Annotated in this window: 25 protein-coding genes; 17 read left to right on the top strand and 8 right to left on the bottom strand. The window is 64.1% G+C overall.

The genetic code is table 11. The features are described 5' to 3' along the window. Position 1: 1 nt before the first annotated feature. Positions 2-916 carry a ribokinase gene (locus tag ABIF91_RS03135; protein WP_028180781.1) on the bottom strand — a complete coding sequence of 305 codons (915 nt, stop codon included), beginning with the start codon at positions 914-916 and terminating at the stop codon, positions 2-4. A gap of 17 nt (positions 917-933) precedes the next feature. Next, the gene (locus tag ABIF91_RS03130) at positions 934-1,827 is read right to left on the bottom strand and encodes a sugar kinase (RefSeq protein WP_035679928.1); all 894 of its coding nucleotides are present in this window, start codon (positions 1,825-1,827) and stop codon (positions 934-936) included. Between the two features lie 211 nt (positions 1,828-2,038). On the opposite strand from ABIF91_RS03130, the gene ABIF91_RS03125 reads away from it, so the two are divergent. From ABIF91_RS03125 to ABIF91_RS03085, 9 genes are all read left to right on the top strand, one after another. After that, a complete protein-coding gene (locus ABIF91_RS03125; protein WP_028180783.1) occupies positions 2,039-2,887 on the top strand; it encodes a VOC family protein in 849 nt (282 codons plus the stop codon). Between the two features lie 210 nt (positions 2,888-3,097). Then, positions 3,098-3,805, top strand: coding sequence for a TetR/AcrR family transcriptional regulator (locus ABIF91_RS03120; protein ID WP_196233533.1), 708 nt, complete (start codon positions 3,098-3,100; stop codon positions 3,803-3,805). Between the two features lie 292 nt (positions 3,806-4,097). Then, entirely contained in the window at positions 4,098-4,907 is an 810-nt protein-coding gene (locus ABIF91_RS03115) for an ABC transporter permease (protein WP_028180785.1), read from the top strand. 73 nt (positions 4,908-4,980) lie between these two features. Beyond that, on the top strand, positions 4,981-5,973 hold the full coding sequence (locus tag ABIF91_RS03110) for an ABC transporter substrate-binding protein (protein ID WP_028180786.1): 993 nt from the start codon (positions 4,981-4,983) through the stop codon (positions 5,971-5,973). A gap of 151 nt (positions 5,974-6,124) precedes the next feature. Continuing rightward, entirely contained in the window at positions 6,125-6,970 is an 846-nt protein-coding gene (locus ABIF91_RS03105) for an ABC transporter ATP-binding protein (protein ID WP_028180787.1), read from the top strand. Between the two features lie 200 nt (positions 6,971-7,170). Further along, the gene (locus tag ABIF91_RS03100; protein WP_028180788.1) at positions 7,171-8,568 is read left to right on the top strand and encodes a hypothetical protein; all 1,398 of its coding nucleotides are present in this window, start codon (positions 7,171-7,173) and stop codon (positions 8,566-8,568) included. Further along, a complete protein-coding gene (locus ABIF91_RS03095; protein ID WP_284279577.1) occupies positions 8,565-9,716 on the top strand; it encodes a Gfo/Idh/MocA family protein in 1,152 nt (383 codons plus the stop codon). The genes ABIF91_RS03100 and ABIF91_RS03095 overlap by 4 nt, the downstream gene beginning before the upstream one ends. A 129-nt stretch (positions 9,717-9,845) precedes the next feature. After that, positions 9,846-11,036 carry a dihydrodipicolinate synthase family protein gene (locus tag ABIF91_RS03090; protein WP_424578751.1) on the top strand — a complete coding sequence of 397 codons (1,191 nt, stop codon included), beginning with the start codon at positions 9,846-9,848 and terminating at the stop codon, positions 11,034-11,036. After that, the gene (locus ABIF91_RS03085) at positions 11,036-11,899 is read left to right on the top strand and encodes a sugar phosphate isomerase/epimerase family protein (RefSeq protein WP_028180791.1); all 864 of its coding nucleotides are present in this window, start codon (positions 11,036-11,038) and stop codon (positions 11,897-11,899) included. Before ABIF91_RS03090 ends, ABIF91_RS03085 begins: the two co-directional genes overlap by 1 nt. 16 nt (positions 11,900-11,915) lie before the next feature. Here ABIF91_RS03085 and ABIF91_RS03080 read toward each other — a convergent pair whose 3' ends face one another. Together ABIF91_RS03080 and ABIF91_RS03075 are read right to left on the bottom strand one after the other, a co-directional pair. After that, positions 11,916-12,179: a Spy/CpxP family protein refolding chaperone gene (locus tag ABIF91_RS03080; protein WP_028180792.1), complete on the bottom strand. Its 264-nt coding sequence runs from the start codon at positions 12,177-12,179 to the stop codon at positions 11,916-11,918. Positions 12,180-12,308: 129 nt separating this feature from the next. Continuing rightward, positions 12,309-13,373 (bottom strand): IS630-like element ISRj1 family transposase, encoded by a 1,065-nt coding sequence (locus ABIF91_RS03075; protein WP_011084514.1) that lies wholly within the window; start codon positions 13,371-13,373, stop codon positions 12,309-12,311. A gap of 56 nt (positions 13,374-13,429) precedes the next feature. Between ABIF91_RS03075 and ABIF91_RS03070 the strand changes: the two genes are divergently transcribed. The 4 genes from ABIF91_RS03070 to ABIF91_RS03055 all read left to right on the top strand — a co-directional run bounded on the left by ABIF91_RS03070 (position 13,430) and on the right by ABIF91_RS03055 (position 17,238). Then, positions 13,430-14,884, top strand: a complete 1,455-nt coding sequence (locus ABIF91_RS03070; protein WP_035678132.1) for an amidase family protein — start codon at positions 13,430-13,432, stop codon at positions 14,882-14,884. Between the two features lie 64 nt (positions 14,885-14,948). Further along, on the top strand, positions 14,949-15,440 hold the full coding sequence (locus tag ABIF91_RS03065) for a DUF302 domain-containing protein (RefSeq protein ID WP_035678135.1): 492 nt from the start codon (positions 14,949-14,951) through the stop codon (positions 15,438-15,440). A 32-nt stretch (positions 15,441-15,472) separates the two neighbouring features. Further along, positions 15,473-16,045: a TetR/AcrR family transcriptional regulator gene (locus ABIF91_RS03060; protein WP_424578750.1), complete on the top strand. Its 573-nt coding sequence runs from the start codon at positions 15,473-15,475 to the stop codon at positions 16,043-16,045. Positions 16,046-16,173: 128 nt separating this feature from the next. Next, positions 16,174-17,238 (top strand): IS630-like element ISRj1 family transposase, encoded by a 1,065-nt coding sequence (locus ABIF91_RS03055; RefSeq protein WP_026192128.1) that lies wholly within the window; start codon positions 16,174-16,176, stop codon positions 17,236-17,238. Between the two features lie 22 nt (positions 17,239-17,260). On the opposite strand, the gene ABIF91_RS03050 is transcribed toward ABIF91_RS03055, so the two are convergent. The 4 genes from ABIF91_RS03050 to ABIF91_RS03035 all read right to left on the bottom strand — a co-directional run bounded on the left by ABIF91_RS03050 (position 17,261) and on the right by ABIF91_RS03035 (position 22,749). After that, positions 17,261-18,021 (bottom strand): IS5 family transposase gene (locus ABIF91_RS03050; protein WP_110115998.1). Its coding sequence is split into 2 segments (ribosomal slippage): positions 17,261-17,682 and positions 17,682-18,021, totalling 762 coding nucleotides; the frame shifts between segments, so codons are not numbered across the junction. 121 nt (positions 18,022-18,142) lie between these two features. Continuing rightward, positions 18,143-19,603: a Spy/CpxP family protein refolding chaperone gene (locus tag ABIF91_RS03045; protein ID WP_035673527.1), complete on the bottom strand. Its 1,461-nt coding sequence runs from the start codon at positions 19,601-19,603 to the stop codon at positions 18,143-18,145. 492 nt (positions 19,604-20,095) lie between these two features. Then, positions 20,096-21,310 (bottom strand): ornithine--oxo-acid transaminase, encoded by a 1,215-nt coding sequence (gene rocD / locus ABIF91_RS03040; protein ID WP_028178286.1) that lies wholly within the window; start codon positions 21,308-21,310, stop codon positions 20,096-20,098. Between the two features lie 227 nt (positions 21,311-21,537). Continuing rightward, positions 21,538-22,749 (bottom strand): cytochrome P450, encoded by a 1,212-nt coding sequence (locus ABIF91_RS03035; protein WP_424578749.1) that lies wholly within the window; start codon positions 22,747-22,749, stop codon positions 21,538-21,540. A gap of 105 nt (positions 22,750-22,854) precedes the next feature. On the opposite strand from ABIF91_RS03035, the gene ABIF91_RS03030 reads away from it, so the two are divergent. From ABIF91_RS03030 to ABIF91_RS03015, 4 genes are all read left to right on the top strand, one after another. After that, entirely contained in the window at positions 22,855-23,397 is a 543-nt protein-coding gene (locus ABIF91_RS03030; protein WP_028178284.1) for a phosphonopyruvate decarboxylase, read from the top strand. Then, the gene (locus ABIF91_RS03025) at positions 23,394-23,984 is read left to right on the top strand and encodes a thiamine pyrophosphate-dependent enzyme (protein WP_028178283.1); all 591 of its coding nucleotides are present in this window, start codon (positions 23,394-23,396) and stop codon (positions 23,982-23,984) included. The genes ABIF91_RS03030 and ABIF91_RS03025 overlap by 4 nt, the downstream gene beginning before the upstream one ends. A gap of 142 nt (positions 23,985-24,126) precedes the next feature. Then, on the top strand, positions 24,127-24,828 hold the full coding sequence (locus ABIF91_RS03020) for a TetR/AcrR family transcriptional regulator (RefSeq protein WP_061878200.1): 702 nt from the start codon (positions 24,127-24,129) through the stop codon (positions 24,826-24,828). A 1-nt stretch (position 24,829) separates the two neighbouring features. Further along, on the top strand, positions 24,830-26,023 hold the full coding sequence (locus ABIF91_RS03015) for an efflux RND transporter periplasmic adaptor subunit (RefSeq protein ID WP_424578748.1): 1,194 nt from the start codon (positions 24,830-24,832) through the stop codon (positions 26,021-26,023). Positions 26,024-26,062 lie beyond the last annotated feature (39 nt).

The raw sequence follows: 26,062 nt of genomic DNA, 5'->3' as shown, positions 1-26,062 counted from the left end.
CTTAGCGCGGCAAAACCGCCGCCACCTCCGCGGCCGTCGGCATCGACGGCCCGGCGCCCATCCGCTGCACGCTGATCGAGGCGGCGGCATTGGCGAAGGCGAGGGCGGCGCGCAAGGGCACATCGTCGGCCAGTTGCGCGGCCAGCGCGCCGACGAAGCAGTCGCCGGCGCCCGTGGTGTCGAGCGCCTTGACCACGCGGCCAGGCACGGCAATCTCCTCGCGCCCCGCGAGCGCGAGCACGCCGCGCTTGCCGAGCGTGACGCAGATGGTCTGGTCCTCCCGCGCTTGAAGCTGCCGCGCCACGGCAATGATCCTTGCCGCCTCGTCGCTCTCGGAGAGCCCGCTGCCTGCGAGGAAGCCGAGCTCGGTCTCGTTCAGCACGAGGATATCGACGAGCGCGAGCAGCTCCCGGGACATGGCCTGCGCCGGTGCGGGGTTGAGCAGCGTCGTAGCTCCGGCGCCGCGGGCGCGCCGGAAGAACGCGGCGATGGCCGGCAGCGGAATCTCGAACTGGCTGACGGCGACGTCGCCCGCCAGCAGCGGCACGACCTCGACATCGTCGGCGCCGACCAGCCCGTTCGCCCCGGGAATGACGACGATGGTGTTGTCGGCCTCCGCCACCGTGATGATGGCCGTCCCGGTGTGGGCCTCCGCCGTCTCCTGGACGTAACCGAGATCGATGCCCTGCTCGCCGAGAAAGGCCTTCAGCTCGCCTCCGAATGAATCCTTCCCCAGCCGCCCGATCAGCGTGGTCCGCGCGCCAAGCCGTGACGCCGCGACCGCCTGGTTGGCACCCTTGCCGCCCGGAAAATACAGCACCTGCCGGCCGGCGACGGTCTCGCCGACCTTCGGATGGCGATCGGCGGTCGCCACCACATCCATGTTGATGCTGCCGGCGACGTAGACGCGTCCCATCGTAATCCCTGCGACCGTTAGACCCTGACTTCGAACTCGTGCCTGACCTTGGCGATGTCGACGAGTGTCGGCAGGCCGGCCTCGTTGCCGAGGCGCTGGATCTTGAAGGTCGAGGCGGCGCGCGCGAAATCGAAATGCTCGCGCCAGCTTTTGCCGGGATGGGCGAGGTAGGAATAGACATAGGCACCGTGGAAGACGTCGCCGGCGCCGTTGGTGTCGATGACGCGTTCGCGCGGGATCGGCATCGCCGGCATCACCTGCACCGTCCCTGTCTCGTCGTACCAGAGCAGGCCCTTCTCGCCCATGGTGACGCCGCCGATCCTGCAGCCGCGGCCCTTGAGGTAGTCGAGCATCTTCTCCGGTGTCAGGTCCATCTGCTCGCACAGCCGTTCGGCGACGATCGCGACGTCGATATATTCGAGCAGCTCATGCGTGTTGGTGCGCAGGCCGCCGCCATCGAGCGAGGTCAGGATGCCCGCCTCGCGGCAGACTTTTGCGTAGTGGATCGCGGCGTCCGGCTGGTGGCCGTCGACATGCAGCGCGCGGCAGCCGCCGAGATTGAGCATCGGGAAGGGGTGGATGTGCTCGTCGTCGCGGCAGCGGACGATGGCGCGCTTGCCGTCCTTGGGCATGATGAAGGAGAGCGAGGACTGGTTGACCTTGCGCCCGTGCAGCGAGATACCGTATTTGGCGCACATGTCCTGGAACATGCGCCCCAGCCAGTCATTGGCCGCCGTGGCGATCAGGTCCGGCACGATGCCGAGCTTGGCGCAGCAGAAGGCCGCCGTCACCGCATTGCCGCCGAAGGAGACCGCGTAGTCCGAGGCCACGTGCTTCTCGTCGCCGGTCGGCATGTGGTCGGTGATGAAGACGACGTCGATATAGGTCTGTCCGATGAAGAGAGCCTGCATTGCTTGTCCGTGATGCGCTTGTGGTCCCGGCCGGCGGGATTACTCTAGCACCGGTTCCGCTCCGGAGGGACGCTGAAATTATTCGCAAAACTGCCGCCCGAAGCGCTTGAGGTCAGCATGGTGCCGGAATACGACCATGTCGGGCCAATGCCAAGCCCGGACAAACGCCGTCTGTCGGTCCATGGGTTCCAAGTCGATTTAAGGGTGTAGGATGATCACCGGCCTCGATCACATCGTCGTTCTGGTGAGCGATATCGGTGCGGCCAAGGCGGCCTATCAGACGCTGCTCGCCCGCGCGCCGGCCTGGCAGAACTCCGGCGAGGGCGCTGACCGGGTGCTGTTCACCCTCGACAACATGACGATCGAATTGATGGCGCCGAGCGGCTTCAGCGTCACCGCCGACCGCATGCGCGCACTGCTCGAGGACCAGGAGGGCATGCTCGCCAGCCTGTGCTTTCGGGTCGCGGACATCGGCAAGATGCACCGGCGGCTGGAGCGGGTGGCCTTGAGGCCGGACCCGGTTGCGGAGGTCGAAAGCAGCGATGCGGTCAGCGATGCCGTGCTGCACTGGAAGCGCACGCGTGCCGCCACGGAGCTCACGCGCGGCGTGCGTATGTTCTTCCTCGAACTGGCCGACGAGCGTCCGAAGTCGGTCGCGACCGACATCGCGCCGATCGACGCGCTCGACCACGTCGTCATCACCACCGAGGATTCCGAGCGCGCCGCAGCACTCTATGGTGCGCGGCTCGGGCTCGATCTCGCACTCGACCGCTCGCACCAGGACTGGGGCCAGCTGATGTTTTTCCGCTGCGGCGACCTCATCGTCGAGGTGGTGCGCCGGCCCGTCGCCGGCGGTGACCTCACGCATGACCGGCTCTGGGGCCTGAGCTGGCGGGTCGCCGACATCGACGCCACTCGTGCCCGCCTGATCGCTGCCGGCCTCGACGTCAGCGAAGTCCGCAACGGCCGCAAGCCGGGCACGCGGATCATGACGGTGCGGAACGGGACCTGCGGGATTCAGACCGTGCTGCTGGAGCGCTCGCCGAAGCCGGTGGAGTGAGGGACGTCGCTCTCTCCTCCGTCGAAGACTCCCGTAGGGTGGGCAAAGCGAAGCGTGCCCACGTCTTGGCGGCTTGATGAGAAGACGTGGGCACGGCGCAAGTGCGCCTTTGCCCACCCTACGAAATTGCGTCTGGGGCACGAGATCGTTCTCAAACGCCCGCACGCGTGTTACACGCTGGCCTGAGAGCACCTCCAGCGAGCACCCGGTTTGGCGAAGGCAAAGCGAACTCTGAAATGGCAGCGCGATCCCGAAGGGATGCGGCTGCGCATTCTCGAAGCCGCCAAGCAGGAGTTTTCCGCCCATGGGCTCGCCGGCGCGCGCGTCGACCGCATCGCGGCGAAGGCCGGCGCGAACAAGCGCATGCTGTACTATCACGTCGGCAACAAGGACGAGCTCTATCTCGCCGTGCTCGAAGGCGCCTATGACAAGATCCGCAGCGAGGAGCGGGGGCTCGATCTCGAGCATCTCGATCCGCCCGAGGCGATCCGCCGCCTGATCGAGTTCACCTGGAATTACTTCCTGCGCAATCCCGAGTTCCTGTCGCTGCTCCAGACCGAGAACCTCGCGCGCGCCAAGCACCTGAAGCGCTCGACCAAGGTCAAGTCGATGCATTCGCCCTTCGTCGAGATGATCCGCACCGTGGTGCGGCGCGGTGTCGACAGCGGCGACTTCCAGGTCGCCGTCGATCCGGTGCAGCTCTACATCTCGATCGCGGCGCTGAGCTTCTTCTATCTCTCCAACTCGGCCACGCTCAGCGAGATCTTCGGCCGCGATCTCCTGGACAAGAAGGCCAAGGACGAGCGGCTGGCCCATATGGTCGGCCTCGTGCTTGCCGCGCTGACAGGGCAATCCGTGGCACTGTTCGAGATTGCCAAGGCGCCGAAGTCGCGCAGCGCGGTGGTGCAGACGGCGTAGTCGATGTTTTTCCCAATCTCCGCTGTCATCGCCCGACTTGATCGGGCGATCCAGTATTCCAGAGACGCAGGTAGGATGCGGACAAGCCGCGGCGTACTGGATTCCCCGCTTTCGCGAGGAATGATACCGGAGATCGGGCGCGACGGTCCTGCCACGCTGCCATTCACTCACATCCCTCGCGTGGCTTCCGCTGCCGGAACCCCGGCGCAAAACGTCACAGGGAAAGCTCTGGACAGTATTTATCCAACGGGTTAATTTCTGCCCACAAGGAAGAAGATGCCGGGAGTGAAAATTGGCCGAGCCGAAGCCGCAAAACGCGGTGTCCAAGATGCTGAACGCGGCCTGGGTTCGGCCGTTTCTGTTCCTGGTCTTCATCGTGGTCGCCTGGGATCTCGCGATCCGAATCTTCAGGATTCCCGCCTATCAGATCCCGTCGCCGCTCGATGTCGTCGCGGTGCTTCGCACCGAATGGCCGGAACTGCTGCGCCAGTCATGGCCAACCACCTATGCGACCGTCTGCGGCTTCCTGCTCTCGGCATTGTTCGGCATTCCCGTGGCGATGCTGATCGCAGGCTCCAGGACGGTGGAGAGCTACGTCTATCCGCTGCTGGTGTTCTCGCAGTCGGTGCCCAAGATCGCGATCGCGCCGCTGTTCGTGGTATGGTTCGGCTTCGGCATCATTCCGAAGGTGATTTCTGCGTTTCTGCTCGGCTTCTTCCCCGTGGTGGTCTCGGCGGTGCAGGGGTTCAAGTCGGTCGATCCTGACATGGTCGATCTCGCCCGCGCCATGCAGGGCAACCGTTTCCAGGTGTTCCGCGCGGTGAACCTGCCGCATGCGCTGCCGGCGATCTTCTCCGGCCTCAAAGTGTCGGTGACGCTCGCCGTGGTCGGCGCCGTCGTCGGCGAGTTCGTCGGCTCCAATTCCGGCTTAGGCTACGTGATGCAGCGCTCGATCGGCACGTTCGACCTGCCGACGATGTTCGCGGCGCTGGTGATCCTCGCGCTGCTCGGCGTGGTCCTGTTCTGGATCGTGGACCGGATCGAGAAGCTGGTCATTCCCTGGCATGTTAGCCAGCGCGAGGACGTGATTTTCGCAGCTTGAGTATTTTCGGCTCTGAAATGAAGCAACGAACGGCCACCAACGGCCGACGCAACAAGGGCAAGGGAGATTGACGATGAAGCGCTTGATTGGGGTTGTCTCGGCGGTGCTGATGACCTTTGCGGCCATGCCGGCCCAGGCGGCGGACAAGGTCGTGCTGATGCTCAACTGGTACGTCTATGGCGAGCACGCGCCGTTCTATTACGGCAAGGCCAAGGGCATTTATGCCGCTGAAGGCATCGACCTCGAGATCCAGGAAGGCCGCGGCTCGGCTGCGACCACGCAGGCCGTCGCTGCCAAGACCGCGGACTTCGGCTATGTCGACGTCCCCACCATGATGCGTGCCGCGATCAAGGGCGCGCCCGTGGTTGCGACCGGCGTGCTGTTGCAGACCAGCCCGATGTCCGCGATGGGCTTCGCCGACAAGAACATCAGGAAGCCCGAGGACATCAAGGGGAAGACGGTGGCGATCACGCCGGCCGACTCCATGACCCAGATCTGGCCGCTGTTCCTGAAGAAGACCGGCCTGAAGGAGAGCGATTTCAAGACCGTGGCTGGCGACGGCCAGACCAAGCTCAACGCCGTCATCAATGGCCAGGCCGACCTTTTGCTCGGCTACGTCATGGACCAGTCGATGAAGATCAAGGACGCCACCGGCAAGGACGTCTACCCGATCAAGTTCGCCGACTACGGCATCAACATGGTGTCGTCCGGCATCATCGCCAACACTGACTATGTGAAGGCCAACGCCGATCTCGTCCGCCGCTTCATGTCGGCGACGACGAAAGCGGTGGAAGCCGCCGAGAAGGAGCCGAAGGCCGCGGCGCAGGCGATCCTCGATGCCAACCCCAAGGGCGGCAAGATCGACACGCTGACGCAGGGCTTCGAGCTGACCATTCCGCTCTACCGGACTGCGGAGACCAAGGGCAAGCGTCCGTTCCAGGTCACCGACCAGAACATGACGGACTCCGTCAATCTGATGGTCGAATATGGCGGTCTCGACGCCAAGGCCAAGGACAACCCGAAGGCCTTCTACACCAATGATTATCTGCCGAAGAGTGGCACGTGAACGATCATTTTCCGCTGTCGTCCCTGCGAACGCAGGGACCCATAACCACCGGCCTCAATTGGTGCGGAAGGTCTCTCCCCGCGTGCCCGAACGCGCCGGCACGGCGTAGGGGTCCCTGCGTTCGCAGGGACGACGGGTGGAGAGGGCTGCGATGAGTCCTGCGACCAAACCAATCGATGTCAGCACACCGGCCGCCCATCTGAGACTGGTGAGCGACCGGGCGGGCGATGCGTCGGGCATCAAGCTGTCAGGCGTGTCGAAGACATATCGGACGCGCGACGGCGACGTGCCGTCGCTGCGGCCGCTCGACTTCCACATCAACGACGGCGAGTTCTTCGTCGTGGTCGGTCCGAGCGGCTGCGGCAAGTCCACGCTGCTCAAGCTGATCTCGGGCCTGCTGGCGCCGACGACGGGCGAAATCCTGGTCGAGGGCGAGAAGGTGACGGCGCCGCATGGCAATGTCGGCATCGTCTTCCAGAACGCGCTGCTGCTGCCATGGCGCAACATCCTGTCCAACGTGATGCTGCCGATCGACATGAAGCGGCTGCCGCGGCAGGAATATCTCGATCGCGCCAAGGCGCTCCTGAAGCTGGTCGGGCTCGAAGGCTTCGAGAAGAAGCTGCCCTGGCAGCTCTCCGGCGGCATGCAGCAGCGTGCCTCGATCTGCCGCGCGCTGGTGCACGATCCCAGGATCATGCTGATGGACGAGCCGTTCGGCGCGCTCGATGCGTTGACGCGCGAACGCATGAATGTCGAATTGATCCGGATCCAGCGCGAGACGAAGAAGACGGTGCTGCTCATCACGCATTCGATTCCGGAAGCCGTGTTCCTCGCCGACCGCGTGCTGGTCATGACCGAGCGCCCCGGCGCGATCGCCGCGATCTACGACGTGCCGCTGCCGCGCCCGCGCACGCTCGACGCGATGGCCGATCCGGTGTTTACGGAGCTCGTGCAGCGCATCCGCAAGCATTTCTTCTCGCAGGGCGCGCTGGATTAGGGCGATGAGAATGCCGATGACAGCTGCGCGATCGGTGCGCTCCCTCCCCCGCCTGCGGGGGAGGGTTGGGGAGAGGGTGTCTCCGCTCGCGAGAACCCTCCAGAGGAGAAAGCCCTCACCCGGCGCTTTGCGCCGACCTCTCCCGCAAGCGGGAGAGGTGCACTGCCGCTTGGGCTGCATCTCGGGAGCCAACTAACATCATGTCTCCCCGCCTGAAGCTGCGAGACATCGCCTTCTTCGAACGTCCCGTGCAGTTCGCGCGGCCGTTCCGCTTCGGCGCTGTTACCATCAGCGCGACGCCGCAGCTGTTCGTGCGGGTCGAGATCGAGGTCGAGGGCAGGGGCGTTGCGGTCGGCGCCAGTGCCGAGCTGCTGGTGCCCAAATGGTTCGACAAGCGGCCGGAGCTGTCGCCGGCACAGACGGTCGATGGCTTGCGTCGCTCGCTGGAGATCGCGCGCGGTCTCTACCTGGCGCGGACCGGATACCAGACCGCGTTCGATCTGCATGCCTCGTGCATCGGGGCGCAGATCGCGACCTGCGCGAAGAAGAACATTCCGGCTCTCGCCGCGGCCTACGGTCCGGCGGAGATCGACAAGGCGATCCTCGATGCGCTGCTGCGCGCCGCCGAGACCAATTTCTTCGAAGGGATGGCCGGCAACATCGCCGGCATGGACGCGCGACTCTCGCCTGACCTTGTGGGGGCGGACATCGCCACGTTCCTCCGCGGCCGGGCTCCGCTGGAGCGTGTTGCCATCAGGCACACCGTCGGTCTTGACGATCCCGTAGAAGGCGAGGGCGGCGTTGCCGACCCGCGGGAGAACGCGGGTGCGCGCTATTTCAAGCTCAAGCTGTCGGGCGATCCTGCGGCCGACGCGGCGCGGCTTGCCCGGATCGGCAAGGAGCTCGATACGCTGGGGCATGACTACAAGGTGACGCTCGACGCCAACGAGCAGTACGCCGACCTCGCGGCGTTGCGGGCGCTGATCGACCGGCTTGATCATGACGCCGCGCTGCGCCAGATCGCGGCGCGATTGCTTTATGTCGAACAGCCGATGCCGCGCGACATCACCCGGCAATCGCCGCTGGGCGCACTGGCAGATCGCGGTTTCATCATCGACGAAGCCGACGATTCCTACGATGCTTTTCCGGCCGCCCGGGCCCTCGGCTATCGCGGCATCTCCTCCAAATCCTGCAAGGGCATCTACAAATCCATCGTCAATGCCACGCGCGCGGCGAAATGGAGCGCGGAAGGCGGAACGTTCTTCATCACCGGCGAGGACCTCACCTGCCAGGCCGGTCTTGCCGTGCAGCAGGACCTCGCGCTGGGCGCCTTCATCGGCGTCACCCACGCCGAGCGCAACGGCCATCACTATGTCGACGGCTTTGGCGACACGCCAACTCCTGAGGCGCAAGCCTTCGCGGCCGCGCATCCCGATCTCTATGTCGACGCAGGGCGAGGCGTCCGGCTCTCCATCCACGACGGTGATCTCCTGACGGGATCGCTTCATGCAACGGGCTTTGCGACGTCGGTCCATCCGGACTGGTCAGCGCTTCGTCCGCTCGAACAGCCAAAATCACTTCAGGAGTATCTGGCATGACCACGCAACGCCTCGGCCTCATCATGAACGGCGTCACCGGCCGCATGGGGCTCAACCAGCATCTGATCCGCTCGATCGTTGCGATCCGCGATCAGGGCGGCGTCCGCCTGAAGAACGGCGACCGCATCATGCCCGATCCGATCCTGGTCGGCCGCAGCGCGGAGAAGGTCGAGGCGCTCGCCAGGCGCTTCAACATCACGCGCTGGACCACCGATCTCGATGCCGCGCTCGCCGACAAGAACGACACCATGTTCTTCGATGCCGCGACCACGCAGGCGAGGCCCGGTCTGCTGACGCAAGCCATCAATGCCGGCAAGCATGTCTATTGCGAAAAGCCGATCGCGACGAACTTCGAGGAGGCGCTGGAGGTCGTCAAGCTCGCGAACGCTAAGGGCGTCAAGCACGGCACCGTCCAGGACAAGCTGTTCTTGCCCGGCCTGAAGAAGATCGCCTTCTTGCGCGATTCAGGCTTCTTCGGCCGCATCCTCTCGGTGCGCGGCGAGTTCGGCTATTGGGTGTTCGAAGGCGGCTGGCAGGAGGCGCAGCGGCCGTCCTGGAATTACCGCGACGAGGACGGCGGCGGCATCATCCTGGACATGGTCTGCCACTGGCGCTACGTGCTCGACAACCTCTTCGGCAATGTCCAGAGCGTGGTCTGCATCGGCAACACCGACATTCCCGAGCGCTACGACGAGCAGGGCAAGAAGTACAAGGCGACCGCGGACGATTCCGCCTACGCGACGTTCCAGCTCGAGGGCGGCATCATCGCTCACATCAACATGTCCTGGGTGACGCGCGTCTATCGCGACGACCTCGTCACCTTCCAGGTCGACGGCACGCTCGGCTCGGCGGTCGCAGGCCTTACCGATTGCATGATCCAGGCGCGGCAGGCGACGCCCCGGCCGGTGTGGAATCCCGACGAGAAGCGGCTGTACGATTTCTACGGCGACTGGCAAAAGCTGCCCGACAACGTCACCTACGACAACGGCTTCAAGGAACAGTGGGAGATGTTCATCCGCCACGTCTACGAGGATGCGCCCTACAAGTTCACCCTGCTCGAAGGCGCCAAGGGCGTGCAGCTCGCCGAATGCGCGCTGAAAAGCTGGAAGGAGCGGCGCTGGATCGACGTCGCCCCGGTCAGGGCGTGATGGTTGGATAAGTCTCAATGTTAGTCCGTCATTGCGAGGAGCGAAGCGACGAAGCAATCCAGATTGTTGCCGCGGAGGCATTCTGGATTGCTTCGCTTCGCTCGCAATGACGAGGAGAGGTCAGAAATCATGAACAAGCCAGTCCAACCCATGTCGTCATTGTCGTTGAAGCTTCCGAAGGCCGATCGCTCCATCGAGACGTACCGGCTCGCGGCCTCACGCACGTTCCCCGCCAAGCTCGAGGGACCGCTGAACCGCATCGCCTTCTCGGCCGTGCACACGGTCGCCGATCCCTTCGCTGACAACGATCCCTGGCTCTCGGCCGCCGTCGATTGGGACAGGACCATCGCTTTCCGCGAGCACGTCTGGGATCTCGGCCTCGGCGTGGCCGAAGCCATGGACACCGCGCAGCGCGGCATGGGGCTGGACTGGCCGACGTCGCTGGAGCTTATCACGCGCTCGGTCGGCGCCGCCAAGCGTCGCAACGCGCTGGTGTTCTCCGGGGCCGGCACGGACCATCTCGCGGTCGAGGATGCCAAGAGCCTCGATGACGTGATCCGCGCCTATGAGGAGCAGATCTCCGCAGTCGAGAAGGTGGGCGGCCGCATCATCCTGATGGCGTCGCGCGCGCTGGCCAAGCTCGGCCGCAACGCCGACGATTATGCCAAGGTCTATGACCGCGTGCTGTCGCAGGTCCGCGAGCCCGTGATCATCCACTGGCTCGGCGACATGTTCGATCCCGCGCTGACGGGCTATTGGGGCACCAGGGATCTCGACAAGGCGATGGACACGGCGGTCGCCATCATCAACGACAACGCAGCCAAGGTGGACGGCGTCAAGGTTTCGCTGCTCGACAAGCAGCGCGAGATCGACATGCGCCGTCGTCTCGACAAGCGCATCAGGATGTATACCGGCGACGACTTCAATTATGCCGAGCTGATCGCCGGCGACGAGCAGGGCTTCTCGCATGCGCTGCTCGGCATCTTCGATGCGATCGCGCCGGCGGCGTCCTACGCGTTGTCGCGGCTGGCGGCCGGCGACGAGACCGGCTTCCACGACGTGCTCGGGCCGACCGTGCCGCTGTCGCGCCACATCTTCAAGGCACCGACGCGCTTCTACAAGACCGGCGTCGTGTTCATGGCCTATCTCAACGGCCATCAGGATCATTTCACCATGGTCGGCGGCCAGGAGAGCACGCGCTCCACGCTGCATCTGGCCGAGCTGTTCCGTCTGGCTGATAGGGCCGGCCTGCTCGCCAACCCTGAACTCGCGACGCGGCGGATGAAAATCGTGCTCGCCACCCACGGTCTCGAATCCTGATGCGCGATTTCTCGTCCGACCATCGCTGGCTGTCGCTGAACACGGCGACCGTCCGCAAGCAGGGTGACCTCGTCGCGATCATCGATGCTTGTGCAAAGCACGGTATCCGCGCCATCGATCCCTGGCGCGACCAGGTCGCTGCCGTCGGTCTCGAGCGCGCCGCGCGCGCCGTGCGCGAGGCCGGCCTCGAACTGTCAGGCTATTGCCGCGGCGGCATGTTCACCTCGGCCGCCTCGCGCCGGGGCGAGGTGCGGGACGACAACAGGCGCTGCGTCGATGAGGCCAAGGCGCTGGGCGCGCCCTGCATCGTGCTCGTCGTCGGCGGCTTGCCGCAATATTCGCGGCCGGGCAGCGAGCCCTCGAAGGACATCGCGGCGGCGCGCGGACAGGTCGAGGAAGCGCTCGCCGAGATGCTCGACTACGCCCGACAGGCGAGGCTGCCGCTGGCGATCGAGCCCTTGCATCCGGCCTATGCAGCCGACCGCGCCTGCGTGAACACCACGAAGCACGCGCTCGACATTTGCGACCGGCTCGACCCTGATCGCAGCGGCATGCTCGGCGTCGCGCTCGACGTCTATCACATCTGGTGGGACCCGGAGCTGATGGAGCAGATCGCGCGCGCCGGCCAGGATCGCCTGCTCGCGTTCCACGTCTGCGACTGGCTGGTGCCGACGAAAGACATCCTCAACGACCGCGGCATGATGGGCGACGGCGTCATCGATATCAAATCGGTGCGTCAAGCGGTCGAAGCGCAGGGCTTTGCCGGCTATTCCGAGATCGAGATCTTCTCCAACGACTGGTGGGGCAAGCCGATGGACGAGGTGCTGGACACCTGCATCGCGCGGCACAAGACGGTGGTATAGGTCGCGCGCGCGGGCCTCACGGACTTGCGACCTGTTGCAGCGTGTTGAAGCGCGCCTTCTGCTCGCTGCTCAGCGTGGCATAGAACTCGTCCAGTGCGGGTTCGACCAGCCTGGCGGCCGTCAGCGTGGCCCCTCTGAAGTTACTGCCGCTTTCAGCGATAGAGCGGACATTGATTGGACTTACTGCTGGCTCGCCCCGATCGCGAATGGACCCAAAGCAGAAGTCGTCGTTGAAATAATCATTGGCCGCAATTTCGGTCAGTCGGCACTTCACGCTCATGTGTCCTCGGCGAGGTCGCGACCTCCATTGAATTACGGTCGTAATTTAATATTATGACCGTAATGACATCGAGCTGGACCGCTGTTGTGCGGCGGCCGGATGCCGCCAAACAGCTCCTAGTACCCGGAATCAGAGCTGAGTGATACGGCGGCCTTTGAAACGGCGTTGACGGACCTTTTTCTTGGTCCAGACGAAGGGCTCGGCTCTGTCGTTGTATGCGTTGACGTAGGCATCGATGTGTTCCTGAAGCTGCTTGAGGCTCGTGAAGGAGGTGCCGCTGAGCGACTGCCCCTGCAAGATGGAAAACCATACTTCGACCTGATTGAGCCATGACGCACTTGTCGGCGTGAAATGAAATTGCACGTTGGGGTGGGCCTTGAGCCAGTCCTCGTTCTTTTTATGGGTGTTGAGGTTGTCGAGGATGACGTGAAGCTTGCGGTTCGGAAAAGTCGCGGTGACGCTGTTCATGAAATCGAGAAACTCGACGCGGCGCCGGCGTTTTGAATGGGTCGCGATGATCTTTCCGGTGGCGACTTCGAGCGCCGCAAACAATGTTGTGGTGCCATGCCGCTTGTAATCGTGGCTTTGGCCGGTCAAGGCGCGGCCATTGGGCAACTTCAGATAACCCTGCGCTCGCTCCAAAGCCTGGATCGAGGGCTTCTCGTCCACGCACAGCACAATGGCCTTCGCCGGCGGCGCGACATAGAGGCCGACAACATCGGCGGCTTTGGCCGTAAAGTTCGGGTCGTTGCTCTCGCACCAGGACTTGCGAGCCACCAGGTCAATCTTGTGGCTGCGCAGGAACCGCCAGACATATTGGACATCGACATCGCCCAGCGCCTCGGCCAGCAGGGGGCCGGTCCAGCGCGCAAACCCTTGCGGTGGCGGCTTATCCAGCAGCTTCAGAATCCGCTTGTCGGTCGTCTTCGTATAGATCGGCTGCTTGCCAGGCCGCGGCTTGTCTTGCAGCCCTTCAAGGCCATGGTCGGCATAGCGATGCCGCCAAAGGCTGACAATCCGCGGCTGGACCCCAACTTCCTTGGCGATCGACCGGGTGCTGCGCCCATCCGCCGCCAACAGAACTATCCGCGCCCGCTTCAAATCGCGCTGCAACGTCACCGGTGAGCGACAGCACGCCTCAAGCACCTTGCGATCTTTCCTCGAAAGGTGGACTTCTCTTGCTTCGGGTATCATCCCGACCTTGAATCACGACTCACGTTCCAAGAAAAGTGGGTACTAGCGAGGATTTCATGGACGACACGGCCACTGCCTCATCGCAACAAACCACAGATGCCAGCTCGCTTGGGCTCGCAGCCGCTGCAGCAGCGGTTCGCAACGGCGACATTACCTCGGAAGCCTACACCGCGGCGCTCTTACAGCGCGCCCGAGCGCTCGCCGAACTAAATGCCTTCATCACCATCGACGAGGCGGGGGTGCTGGCGGCCGCGAGGGCCGCAGACAAGTCGCGTGCGGCCGCATCGGCGGCCCCGCTCCTTGGCGTGCCGCTCGGGGTGAAGGACAGTTATTTGACGAAAGGGCTACCTACTAGCCTGGGCATCGAAGGTCTGGCTCATTTTGTTCCGCGCGAAGATGCCGACGCTGTCCGGGCCATCAAGGGGGCGGGCGCGTTGATTTTCGGCAAGAACAACCTCGTCGAGATGTCTTACGGCCTGACCGGACACAACGCACGTTACGGTCAGGTGAAAAATCCGCACGCACGGGATCGCATGTCGGGCGGCTCCTCAAGCGGCTCCGCCGCATCCGTGGCTGCTGGGCTCGTTCCCGCGTCCCTGGGCGGTGACACCGTCGGGTCAATCCGGGTACCCGCATCGTTCTGTGGAGTCGTGGGCTTCAAGCCAACGACCGGGCGTTGGCCGCGCAACGGCGTTGCTCCGATCTCCCATACACTCGACACGACGGGCGTATTTGCCCGAAGCGTTGAGGACTGCATCCTGGTGGATCAGGTCGTGACTGGTGAACAGGCTGCGGGACCCTCCGGCGGCGGCTACGGCCTGAAGGGAACCCGGCTGGCCTTCGCGCCGCGACAGTTCCTCGATCTGGTTGACGCGGAAGTCGAGACCCGATTCCGCGCGGTGGTCCGGCGACTGCAGGACGCCGGCGCCGAAGTCGTTGAAGTAGACCTTGGCGACGACTTCAATTCCCTCGTCCAAACCGCGACATGGGGCATCTTCGCTCATGAGACGATGGGCACCATCTCGGAATTTCTTCGCCGCCATGAGATTCCGACCACGTTCGAGGCCATTTACGAGGGCCTCAAGCCCCAACTTCGGCAGGCGTGGGGGCACATCGTACTGCCAGGCGGCGCGGGTGCTACCTCGGCAGGGGCCTATCAGATGGCGCTCAACGTGAGCCGGCCGGAAATTCAGCGCCGGCTCCACACGGCGTTCGTCTCTCATGGGGCGCTAGCTATTCTGCAACCGACCACGCCCTGCACGGCGCCTTCGATCGAGGAGCAGGCGACCGTCCATATCGCGGGGCAGAACGTCAGCTACCTCGCTTTGGCGAACCATACCGTGTCGGCAAGCAGCGTGGGACTGCCGGGTATCAGCCTTCCTGTTGGCCTGTCGCGCGCGGGGCTGCCGATCGGTCTCGAGCTGGACGCCCCCTTGGGAAGCGACCGGCGGCTTCTAGACCTTGCCCGCGTTGTCGAAGGCATCTTGGGTGCCAATCCCAGTGCGATCTAACGTCGTGGCCGCTTCGCGCGGAAGGACCACTGCAAACAACGACAAGCGTCCAGAGGATCAACAGATGGCCAATGCACTGCACTCAACGCGCGCCATTCCGGTCGAGCACGTCACCATCCGCTCAACAAAGCCCTTCGAGGACGTTCGAGCCAAGCTCGCGGCCTTAGCACCCCGCATCGATGACGGGATATTCACTCTCTTGAGATACGGGGAAAGCGAGCGCGCCCTTCGAGAGCTGGAGGCATGTCCACCGCTCACCATTTTTGGTCAGCGTGACCATGGGGCACTCCTGGCAATTGCCGGGCTGACGCGCCGCTCCTTCCAGTTTGATATCGGAAATCCGCTCACCGCATCCAAGATGACCCGGCATCAACTGTCGGCGGGGCTGTATGCGCCCATTCGTGTCCTGCTGCGCGAGGATGACGATGGCGGTGTCGCGTTCGAATATGATCGACCAGCATCCCTTTTCGGTCAGTTTGGCAGCGATCATGTGGATGCAGTTGCCCAGCAACTTGATCGCGACCTCCAGACCCTGTTGGAAGCGGCTGCAGCTTAACGGCTGCGGGTCATTGATGGAGTGGAGAGAAGATGCGTTTCGAGAAAGGACACAAGGCAGCGACGCGACGGCACATCATCGATGTGGCGTCGAAGTGCATACGCCGAGACGGTATCTCCGCCGCTGGGATTGCCGGGATCATGGGCGAGGCCGGTCTGACCAAAGGCGCATTCTCTCCGCACTTCGAGTCCAAAGACGCACTCGTTCGCGAGGCGCTGGAGAGCGCGCTCGGAGACCAGCAAGATCGGCTCGATGATGATCAGGGGAGGGGCCTGAACCTTGAAGGCGCTATCCGCAGATACCTTAACCGCGCACATCTCCAAGACCCGGCCGGCGGGTGTCCTTCGGCGGCGTTGCTCCCGGAAATCGCCCGCCAGCCCTTGTCCACTCGGCGGAACTACGAGAAGGCGCTACGAAGCTACGTTTCGTCGCTGGCCGCACTAATTCCGGATGCCGATCCTGCAGCGAGTCGCCGCCGCGCGACCGCCATCTTCGGCCTCATGGTGGGCACCCTGCAGTTCGCGCGGGCCGTCCCCGAGACTGTCCAGGCGGAGCAAATCCTGGAAGGCGGGGTTGAGGCCGCATTGCGCTTGGCGAAAGTTTGATCTTGCTAGATCAGGAAAGGACGGAGAGGTGCGGAAGGATTTTCCACGCCACCGGACCGGGCCCGACACTCCGGACTAATCACTAGTACCCACTTTTCTTGGAACGTGAGTCGTGATTCAAGGTCGGGATGATACCCGAAGCAAGAGAAGTCCACCTTTCGAGGAAAGATCGCAAGGTGCTTGAGGCGTGCTGTCGCTCACCGGTGACGTTGCAGCGCGATTTGAAGCGGGCGCGGATAGTTCTGTTGGCGGCGGATGGGCGCAGCACCCGGTCGATCGCCAAGGAAGTTGGGGTCCAGCCGCGGATTGTCAGCCTTTGGCGGCATCGCTATGCCGACCATGGCCTTGAAGGGCTGCAAGACAAGCCGCGGCCTGGCAAGCAGCCGATCTATACGAAGACGACCGACAAGCGGATTCTGAAGCTGCTGGATAAGCCGCCACCGCAAGGGTTTGCGCGCTGGACCGGCCCCCTGCTGGCCGAGGCGCTGGGCGATGTCGATGTCCAATATGTCTGGCGGTTCCTGCGCAGCCACAAGATTGACCTGGTGGCTCGCAAGTCCTGGTGCGAGAGCAACGACCCGAACTTTACGGCCAAAGCCGCCGATGTTGTCGGCCTCTATGTCGCGCCGCCGGCGAAGGCCATTGTGCTGTGCGTGGACGAGAAGCCCTCGATCCAGGCTTTGGAGCGAGCGCAGGGTTATCTGAAGTTGCCCAATGGCCGCGCCTTGACCGGCCAAAGCCACGATTACAAGCGGCATGGCACCACAACATTGTTTGCGGCGCTCGAAGTCGCCACCGGAAAGATCATCGCGACCCATTCAAAACGCCGGCGCCGCGTCGAGTTTCTCGATTTCATGAACAGCGTCACCGCGGCTTTTCCGAACCGCAAGCTTCACGTCATCCTCGACAACCTCAACACCCATAAAAAGAACGAGGACTGGCTCAAGGCCCACCCCAACGTGCAATTTCATTTCACGCCGACAAGTGCGTCATGGCTCAATCAGGTCGAAGTATGGTTTTCCATCTTGCAGGGGCAGTCGCTCAGCGGCACCTCCTTCACGAGCCTCAAGCAGCTTCAGGAACACATCGATGCCTACGTCAACGCATACAACGACAGAGCCGAGCCCTTCGTCTGGACCAAGAAAAAGGTCCGTCAACGCCGTTTCAAAGGCCGCCGTATCACTCAGCTCTGATTCCGGGTACTAGGGTCCAGACTCAATTGAGCCAATATGCGACGAGAGCGGCGAGATGAACAGCGGCCAAAAAATTACGGGCGAGCTTGTCATATCGCGTGGCGATGCGCCGGAAGTCCTTGAGCCTGCAAAAGCAGCGTTCGATGACATTTCGTCCTTTGTAGGCGCGTTTGTTGAAGCGATGGATGACGACACGGTTAGATTTATTGGGGATTACGGGCTTGGCGCCACGACGAATGATTTCGCCGCGAAGCTTGTCGCCATCATACCCTTTGTCGGCGAGGAGCACGCTCATGGGTGGCGCGAGCGCCAGGACATCGGGAGCCGCAGCGATATCGGCATCCTGGCCTGGAGTCAGATGCAGGACGACCGGCCGGCAGAGCGGATCGCTCAGCGCATGGATTTTTGTCGTGCGGCCTCCGCGCGAGCGGCCGATTGCTTGATTGTGCTCCCCCCTTTTCCGCCGGAGGCACACCGGTGAGCTTTAATCGAGGTCGAGTCGAGCGACAGTACGACGCCGTCTTCGCCAGGCTTGGCCAGCGCTTCGAAGATTGCGCACCATCGTCCTCGCTTGGCCCAGCGATTGAAGCGATTGTAGATCGTCGTGTAAGGGCCGTATTCACGTGGACAATCACGCCATCGTGCACCCGATTGCAGCATGTGAATGATGCCGCTGACGATGCGTCGGTCGTCGTCCCGATCCGGCCCCGTCAGTCCCCTCGGCAGATGCGGTTCGATACGCGCCCATTGCCTGTCGTTCAGCCAAAACAAACCAGCGCGCATTCTCTCGCCCCCGAATCAACACGTAGGCAAGAGAATCACGTGGCGCTATTTAGGTACAGACCCTAGTCTTATCGCGAGCCATGTCTCCTTTTTGCCCATCGCGTCGTCGCGCGCGCGGGCCTCACGGGCTTGCGACCTGTTGCAACGTGTTGAAACGCGCCTTCTGCTCGCTGCTCAGCGTGGCATAGAACTCATCCAGGGCGGGTTCGACCAGCTTGGCGGCCGTTAGCATGGCCTCGAGCCGACGCTGCATCGCTTCGAGCCGTCCAACCGGCGTCAGCGGCACATCGTTCGGACAGGCCGCCTGCAGGCCCTCAACGCCCTTCGCCGTCGCTTCGCTGAGACGGTCGAGCGCCTCCTTCTGTTTGCCTGCGGGGTGGAGCACAGCCTCGATCCTCTGGATCGGCAGCTGGGTCAGGCTGGACTTCGGATCGCCGCAGCTCTCGCTACTCGCTTCCTGCTGCTGGGACGAGCGGTCGCCGACATTGGGGCCGAGCGCGTTGAAGCGGGCCTGCTGTTCGTCACTGAGCGAGTTGTAGAAATTCTCCAGTGCTGGTCGCACGATCTTGACGGCTTCCAGCGTCGCGCCGATGCGGTTCATCATCGCGCGCAGGCGGCCAGGGGGTGTCAGTGCATAGGTCTCTGCGCAGGAGTCCTTGAACACGCCGGCAGCGTCGGCTGCCGCGGTCTTCAGCTCGTCGAGCAGCGCGCGTTGCTCCGGCGTCGGCTGCACCGCGCGCGCGATATCGGCAAGCGGCCAGGCGGTCACGCCCTTGTCCGGTGTGCCGCACAATTGCTGGAGCGTTTGTCGGCTTACGCTGGCGCGTGGACGGGCGCGGTCGCCGCGGGCTTGCGGATAGTCATACGGGTTGGTGCTGGCATAGGCGGCATAGGGGCTGTCACCACCCCAGAACACGGTATCGACGAAATCGTCATAGGCGTAAGCCCAATAGCCGGGCTCGTAGGCATAGGACCAGAACGTATAGTTGAAAATGTCAGAATAAGCGTAAGGCCAGAACACCGGCCCAAGCCATGCCACGAACACCGCGGGATGACGGTGACGCCAGGCTTGCCGGGGCGCCCAGCCGCTCTGGCGAGCGAGGAGGGCCGCCTGGGTCTGCGGAGTGGCCTGCTCACGGAAGCGCTCCGCAAACCGCCCGCGCTCGGCAGCCTGCACGGCGGCCGCAGTCGCCGCGGTGCGTCCGGCCGGAGCCTGCAGTCCGAGCCGCTGCTGGCGCGCCAGGTCGAGTTGCTGCGCGCGCTGCTCACGGCCGAGCAAGCGGTTCTGGGTCTCGAGCATCCGTTGCTGCTCGCGTTGCGCTCGCGCGCCTTCCACCTTTTGCGATTGCAATTGCTGAACGCGCTGCTGCAGACGATCGATGCGGGTCTGGCGCTCCGTCGTCTGGCGCGACAGCGTCTCGCGCTGTCGCTGCTGCACCACCTGCTGGCGCTGCTGGATCTGCTGCTGATGCTGCTGCGCACGCTGTTCGATCTGCTCCCGTCGCGACAGCCGCTCGCTTATGGGCGGTGCGCTGGGCCGCGAGGGGGCGGCGATGTGCGGCGTCGTCGGCCGCGGTGCCATGGCCGGACGTTGCGGTGCTGCCGGCGGGCGATGGACTTCAGGCCGTGGCGCCGCCACGTGCGGGGCGGCTCGCGGTGGCGCAGCGACATGTGGGGCCGGACGCGGTGGCGGCGAGGCGACATGTGGTGCCGGACGTGGCGCCATGGCCGGTCGCTGCGGCATGGAAGGAGGATGGGATGCCGGCGCGGCGGGACGTGCCATCGCTGGCGGCGCCGCCGGGCGGGCCATGGCCGGTGGCGGTGCTGGCCGTGCTGCCGGCGCTGCGGCTGGACCCGGTGGCCCGCCCCTTCCATGTCCATGGCCGGGTCCTTGGGCGAACGTGACGCTCGCCGCCAGCATCGAGGCACCAACTAGAACAGTCGTAAGGCAAACGCCACGCGGAAGCATGATTGTGGCTCCCAGCTCGTAATCGCCCACGACGTTCAACGCACGGCTGGCGGAATCGTTCGTTGTTGGCCACGGCCGCCATGCGATCTTCCGACGCAGGCAGTCTCAGGAGAAATCCTGCGTCAGGGTGGTGGCGAGCCGCTCCAGCGCCCAGTCGACCTGGTCGCTTGTGATCACCAGCGGCGGGGCGATGCGGATCGTTTGCTCATGGGTATCCTTGGCGAGGATGCCCTTGCCCTGAAGCGCCTCGCAGTAGCGGCGCGCGCGGCCGGCCTCGGGATGCAGTTCGACCGCCAGCATCAAGCCGCGCCCGCGAACCTCGCGGATCGTATTGGCACGAATGTCTTTCAAGCCTTCCAGGAAGCGCGCGCCCTGCCTGGCCGCGTTCTCGATCATGCCTTCCTCGACCAGCACGCGCATTGCCGCACGCGCCACCGCGCAGGCAAGCGGGTTGCCGCCGAAGGTCGAACCATGCTGCCCGGGTCTCAAAGTCCCGAGCACGTCGTTGTTCGAGAGCACGGCCGACACCGGATAGAAGCCGCCGGACAGGGCCTTGCCGAGCAGCGTCACGTCCGCCTCGATTCCCTCGTGCTGCTCGGCCAGCAGCTTGCCGGTGCGGCCGAGCCCGGTCTGGATCTCGTCGAGCACCAGCATCACGTTATTGGCGGTGCAGAGCTCCCGCACCTTGGTAAAATAGCCGGCCGGAGGAATGATGACACCGGCTTCGCCCTGGATCGGCTCGACCAGAAAGGCGACGGTGTTTGGGGTGATGGCGTCTTGCAACGCCGCGGCGTCGCCGAACGGGATGATCTTGAAGCCCGGCGCGAACGGCCCGAAATGTGTGCGTGTCTCGGGGTCGGTTGAAAAGCCGACGATGCCAAGCGTGCGCCCGTGAAAATTGTTGGCGCAGACGATGATCTCGGCCGCACCGTCCGGCACACCCTTCACCTCATAGCCCCATTTGCGGACCGACTTGATCGCGCTTTCGACCGCCTCGGCGCCGCTGTTCATCGGCAGCACCTTGTGGGAGCCGGTGAGCGCGGCGATCTCTTCGTAGAACAGGGCGAGCTGGTCGTTGTGGAAGGCCCTCGAGGTGAGCGTCAGCCTGTGCGCCTGTTCGACCATCGCCGCCAGGATCTTGGGGTGGCAGTGGCCCTGGCTGACCGCCGAATAGGCCGAGAGGCAATCGAGATAGCGGTTGCCTTCGGTATCCCAGACCCAGACACCTTCGCCGCGCGACAGGACGACCCCGATCGGCTCGTAATTATGGGCGCCAAACCGTGCTTCCGTTGCGATGAAATCAATGACCGACGCGCTCATCTGTCGTCTCTCCATTGCTGCGCGCCGGCGTCAACCGACCGCTCCGGCGGCCCTCGACCTGATCTGGGTATCGCTCTGCCGTCTTGGAAGCCTTCATGCACCCGATCGCGTGGTGTGGCCCGATCTGCTCGAAATGTCAGATGGTTCTGCGGAACCACAGGGCCTCGTTCGCCGACACGCTCTCTACTGTGCATGGGGTTGTTTTCGACATTTTTGTTCTGGAGCCCTCAGTCGATCGCGCAGGGCACGCTCAAGAACCCGCGGAACCGCACCCGTCCACCCCGGACTGGCTGCCTGCTCACGGCATAGTTCGGGAAGCGCGCCAGAAAGCGCGAGATCGCGATGGCGCCTTCCAGCCGCGCCAGCGCCATGCCGGCGCATTGATGCGCGCCGGTGGCGAAGGCGAGGTGCCGGTTCGGCGTGCGCGCAATATCGAAGCGTTCCGGGTCTGGAAACTGCGCGGGATCGCGGTTGGCCGCGCCGATGCACAGCGTCACCGACGTGCCGGCATCGAGCACGACGCCGCCGAGCTCGACACGCTCCGTGGTCATGCGATTACCGAGCTGGTTCGAGCTCTCATAGCGCAGCATCTCCTCGACCGCCGTCTTGATCATGTCGGGGTTGTCGATCAGCCGCTGCTTCTGGTCGGGATGACGGTCCAGCGCCACGAGGCCGTTGCCGATCAAATTGGTGGTGGTCTCGTGCCCGGCGTTGAGCAGGAAGATGCAATTGTGCAGCAGTTCCTTCTCGGTGAGCCGCTCGCCGTTACCTTCTCCCTGGATCAGCCGCGTCAGCACGTCGCGCTCGGGATTGCCCGGCTTGGCGCGCCGTCGCGCCACCAGCGTCTCGAGATAGGCGAGGAAATCCGTCACCGCCTTGTTGCCGCGCGCCGCCGCTTCGGGCGACACCACGGGTTCGAGGGCGCCCAGGATCGCCAGCGACCAGTCACGCAGCGGCGTGCGCTCGTCATGGGGAACGTCGAGCAGATTGCCGATCACCTCGATGGGAATGGAGGCAGCGAAATCCTCGATCAGCTCGCAAGCGCCCTTGGCGTCGAGCAGGCCGTCCACCAGCTTGATGAGGTCGCCCTCCATGCTCGCGATCGCCCGTGGCGATAGCGCGCCCATGATCAGGCGGCGCACGCGGGTATGGGACGGCGGGTCGTTGAAGACGAGGCTGGTGGTGTGGTGCTCGTAAAGCGGGGTGTCGCCGTATTTCGGCGCGAACTCGCGCTTCTTGTCCGAGCTGAACGACTTGGTGTTCTTGTAGGTGGTGACGAGATCGTCGTAGCGGGTCAGGAACACGGTGCCGTTCGGCAGGCGCTTGACCGGCTCGTTCTCCCGCAGTGCACGATAGGTCGGGTAGGGGTTGTCGTAGAACTCCGGCGTCAGCTTCTCGAGGTCGAAGCTGGCCGCCAGCGCCTTCGCATCTGCGTTCATCCCGTTATACTCGCCGGTTAAAGCCGATATGCCGTTTTTGTTGTTCTGGTCGGCGCATGCATGTGTCTACAGTCGTTCCACCTTGCTAGCCGACCGGACAGGAAAATGCACGCACGCGCTGACGCTGCCGACACGGCCCCGAACTGGCCCGACGATATCTTCGCAACATTGCAGCGCTTCGACGTCCGGCAGGTGCCGTATGTGCCCGACGCCGGTCATTCCAGGCTGATCCAGCGCGTGCTGGACTCCTCCACCATGCGCGGCATTCCGCTGACGACGGAGGAGGAGGGGGTGGCGCTGCTCGCAGGCGCCTGGGCCGGCGGCCAGCGCGGCGTGCTGCTGATGCAGTCGAGCGGCGTCGGCAACTGCATCAATATGCTGTCGCTGATCCCGATTCTGCGCTTTCCGTTCCTCACGCTGGTGACCATGCGCGGCGAGTGGGGCGAGTTCAATCCGTGGCAGGTGCCGATGGGATCGACCACGCAGGGCGTGTTCGAACTCTCCGGCGTCAAGGTGCTGCGCGCCTCGAATGCGGCCGAGGTGCCGGCCGTGCTCGAAGCGGCCGCGGCGCAGGCCTACAACGCGCTCACGCCGACCGCCGTCCTTCTGTCGCAGCGCCTGATCGGCGCCAAGGTTTTCACCAAATGAGCAAGGCCAATCTCCTCGACCGCCGCCAGGTGGTGTCCACGCTGCTCGCGGACCGCAAGGACGTCGTCGCGATCGGAGGCCTGGGGGCCTCCACCAACGACATGTGCGCCGCCGGCGACCATGCACGCAATTTCTACCTGTGGGGTGGCATGGGCGGCGCCGCGATGATCGGGCTCGGCCTCGCTCTGGCGCAGCCGAAGCTGCCGGTGCTGGTCATCACCGGGGACGGTGAAATGCTGATGGGGATCGGCAGCTTTGCCACCATCGGCCTGCAAAGGCCGCCCAATCTGTCGATCGCAGTGCTCGACAACGAGGTCTATGGCGAGACCGGCGGGCAGACCAGCCACACCTCGGCCGCCGCCGACCTCGTCGGCATCGCCAAGGCATGTGGCATTGCGAACAGCCGGGCCGTCACAACCATGGCCGAGGTCGAGACCTTTGCCAAAGCCGTCCACGACGTTTCCGTCGGCCCGCGCTTTGCCAATGTGAAGATCGACAGCGCCAGCCTGGAGCGGATCCTGCCAAGCCGGGATGGAACCTACATCCTCAACCGGATCCGCGGCGACCTCGGCTTCCAGCCGATCTAGCGAGCCGGGCGCGGCTCTCGGAGGAGGCGCCCTGCAAGCAGCCCGAGTGGTGGTGCGAATTTCCCCTGAATTTGCAACGCACTCAGGTTGCGATGCAACATAGTGCTTGACTTCTGGGTGGGTGAGTGTTTACTCACCCACCATGAGCTCATTGCGTATGACGAGCGACCTGAGGCGTCAATTGATCCTCGGTGCCGCGAAGCGCTGCTTTGCCCGACATGGCTACACCGGCACCACGACGAAGAGCGTGGCGGCCGCCGCTGCCATTTCCGAGGCGCTGCTGTTCAAGCATTTCCCGTCCAAGGCGGCGCTCTACGCCGAAATTCTCAGCGACGAATGCGAAGCGGATCCGGCTTTCATCGAGCTTCTCGAGCGGGAGCCCTCGACCGCCACGCTGGTCGAGGTGATCCGCAGGATGGTCGGGCATTTCCTGCACATTGCTGACGGTCCCGATCAGGAAGAGGCGCAGCGCCTGCGACTGATGGCCACGAGCCATCTGGATGACGGCGAATTCGCGCGTTTGCTGTATGCCAAGATCGAGACATTGATTGGGGCGGCTTTTGTCGGCTCGCTCGAGCGCGCCGTGGCTGCCGGGGATGCGCGGCCCTACGCTGGCGATCCGCTCAACCTGTTCTGGTTTGCGCATCATGCGGTGATGACCGCGGCGCTGACCAGGCTGCCGGCCACGCCTTGTCTCGCTTACGGCAAGGCGAACGACCTCGAGCGACAGCTCTGTGAGTTTCTCCTGAGGGGTATCGGACTTAACGACGCCGCAATTGCTTCGCATCTGGGCCGCGATCAGGCCGCGGATGCCGGCAAGGCGGCGATTGCAGAAAGTGCATGACATGAACATCGTAACCGAACACAAGATTTCGGGCGAACCGATCGACACCAAGGCTCCCAAGCGTCCGGTCCGGCCGGTGCTCTGGTTCATCATCGTCGGCACGCTTCTAGCTGCGCTCGTCGGTGGCCTCGTCTGGTTCAACTACTTCCGCGGCCAGATGATCCAGCAGTTCTTCGCCAACAACAAGCCGCCGCCGACGGCCGTCAGCGCGGCCGAGGCGAAGTCCGAGGTGGTGCCGAACCTGCTCACCGCGGTCGGCAGCCTTGTCGCCGTGCATCAGGTCGACGTCAGCGCCGACGTCAACGGCCGCGTCACGGAGATCAAGTTCGAGCCGGGTACGCGCGTCGAGGCCGGCACGCCGCTGGTGCAGCTGTTCGACGCGCCGGAGCAGGGCGACCTCGCCAATTACAAGGCGCAGGCGACCGTCGCGCAGCTGTCGCTTGACCGCGCCAAGCAACTGGCCGCGCGCCAGTTCGGTCCGCAGGCGACCGTCGATGCCGCGCAGGCCTCCTACGACCAGGCGCAGGCCGGCATCGCCAAGACCGAAGCGTTGATCTCGCAGAAGCTGGTGCGAGCGCCGTTTTCCGGCGATCTCGGCATGCGCAAGGTCGAGGTTGGCCAATATCTGACGGCAGGTACGGCGATCGTGTCGTTGACCGATCTGTCGCAGCTGTGGGCCAACTTCACGGTGACGGAAAAGGATTCCGGCAACCTCAAGGTCGGCCAGGTCGTCCGGCTGAAGGTCGATGCCTATCCGGGCCGCACCTTCGAGGGCAAGATCACCACGATCGAGCCGCAGATCGCGACCGACACCCGCAACATCCGCGTGCAGGCGACTATTGCCAATCCGGAGAAGATCCTCAAGCCCGGCATGTTCGTGACCACCACGGTGGTGCTGCCGGACAAGCCGGCCGTGATCACCGTGCCTGAGACCGCTGTCGACTACACCCTGTACGGCGATTCAGTGTTCATGATCGCCGAGAAAAAGGAAGCGGACGGCAAGACCAGCCTCTCGGCGGTGCGCACCTTCGTGCGGACCGGCAACCGGGTTGATGGTCGCGTCGAGATCCTCAAGGGCCTGAAAGCGGGCGACAAGGTCGTCGCCCTCGGCCAGCTCAAGCTGCAATCGGGTGCACCGGTATCGATTTCGACCGATCCGGCTCCGCCGATCCCGGCGCAGCCGCCGCGCTATTGACAACATCCTCACGTGATCCGGCCCCGCCGGATCACGTCT

The organism is Bradyrhizobium sp. USDA 241 (assembly GCF_049739505.1).
Taxonomy (GTDB): Bacteria; Pseudomonadota; Alphaproteobacteria; order Rhizobiales; family Xanthobacteraceae; genus Bradyrhizobium; species Bradyrhizobium liaoningense.
This window is presented reverse-complemented; position numbering and strand designations above follow the sequence as displayed.

Coding starts and splice junctions, on each gene's coding strand:
- ABIF91_RS03065 (WP_035678135.1), top strand. CDS start 14,949: ATGGCCAATGCACTGCACTCAACGCGCGCCATTCCGGTCGAGCACGTC.
- ABIF91_RS03075 (WP_011084514.1), bottom strand. CDS start 13,373: ATGATACCCGAAGCAAGAGAAGTCCACCTTTCGAGGAAAGATCGCAAG.
- rocD (WP_028178286.1), bottom strand. CDS start 21,310: ATGAGCGCGTCGGTCATTGATTTCATCGCAACGGAAGCACGGTTTGGC.
- ABIF91_RS03080 (WP_028180792.1), bottom strand. CDS start 12,179: ATGAGCGTGAAGTGCCGACTGACCGAAATTGCGGCCAATGATTATTTC.
- ABIF91_RS03100 (WP_028180788.1), top strand. CDS start 7,171: ATGTCTCCCCGCCTGAAGCTGCGAGACATCGCCTTCTTCGAACGTCCC.
- ABIF91_RS03055 (WP_026192128.1), top strand. CDS start 16,174: ATGATACCCGAAGCAAGAGAAGTCCACCTTTCGAGGAAAGATCGCAAG.
- ABIF91_RS03105 (WP_028180787.1), top strand. CDS start 6,125: ATGAGTCCTGCGACCAAACCAATCGATGTCAGCACACCGGCCGCCCAT.
- ABIF91_RS03130 (WP_035679928.1), bottom strand. CDS start 1,827: ATGCAGGCTCTCTTCATCGGACAGACCTATATCGACGTCGTCTTCATC.
- ABIF91_RS03135 (WP_028180781.1), bottom strand. CDS start 916: ATGGGACGCGTCTACGTCGCCGGCAGCATCAACATGGATGTGGTGGCG.
- ABIF91_RS03110 (WP_028180786.1), top strand. CDS start 4,981: ATGAAGCGCTTGATTGGGGTTGTCTCGGCGGTGCTGATGACCTTTGCG.
- ABIF91_RS03025 (WP_028178283.1), top strand. CDS start 23,394: ATGAGCAAGGCCAATCTCCTCGACCGCCGCCAGGTGGTGTCCACGCTG.
- ABIF91_RS03060 (WP_424578750.1), top strand. CDS start 15,473: ATGCGTTTCGAGAAAGGACACAAGGCAGCGACGCGACGGCACATCATC.
- ABIF91_RS03125 (WP_028180783.1), top strand. CDS start 2,039: ATGATCACCGGCCTCGATCACATCGTCGTTCTGGTGAGCGATATCGGT.
- ABIF91_RS03030 (WP_028178284.1), top strand. CDS start 22,855: ATGCACGCACGCGCTGACGCTGCCGACACGGCCCCGAACTGGCCCGAC.
- ABIF91_RS03020 (WP_061878200.1), top strand. CDS start 24,127: ATGAGCTCATTGCGTATGACGAGCGACCTGAGGCGTCAATTGATCCTC.
- ABIF91_RS03045 (WP_035673527.1), bottom strand. CDS start 19,603: ATGGCACCGCGGCCGACGACGCCGCACATCGCCGCCCCCTCGCGGCCC.
- ABIF91_RS03035 (WP_424578749.1), bottom strand. CDS start 22,749: ATGAACGCAGATGCGAAGGCGCTGGCGGCCAGCTTCGACCTCGAGAAG.
- ABIF91_RS03070 (WP_035678132.1), top strand. CDS start 13,430: ATGGACGACACGGCCACTGCCTCATCGCAACAAACCACAGATGCCAGC.
- ABIF91_RS03090 (WP_424578751.1), top strand. CDS start 9,846: ATGAACAAGCCAGTCCAACCCATGTCGTCATTGTCGTTGAAGCTTCCG.
- ABIF91_RS03095 (WP_284279577.1), top strand. CDS start 8,565: ATGACCACGCAACGCCTCGGCCTCATCATGAACGGCGTCACCGGCCGC.
- ABIF91_RS03085 (WP_028180791.1), top strand. CDS start 11,036: ATGCGCGATTTCTCGTCCGACCATCGCTGGCTGTCGCTGAACACGGCG.
- ABIF91_RS03015 (WP_424578748.1), top strand. CDS start 24,830: ATGAACATCGTAACCGAACACAAGATTTCGGGCGAACCGATCGACACC.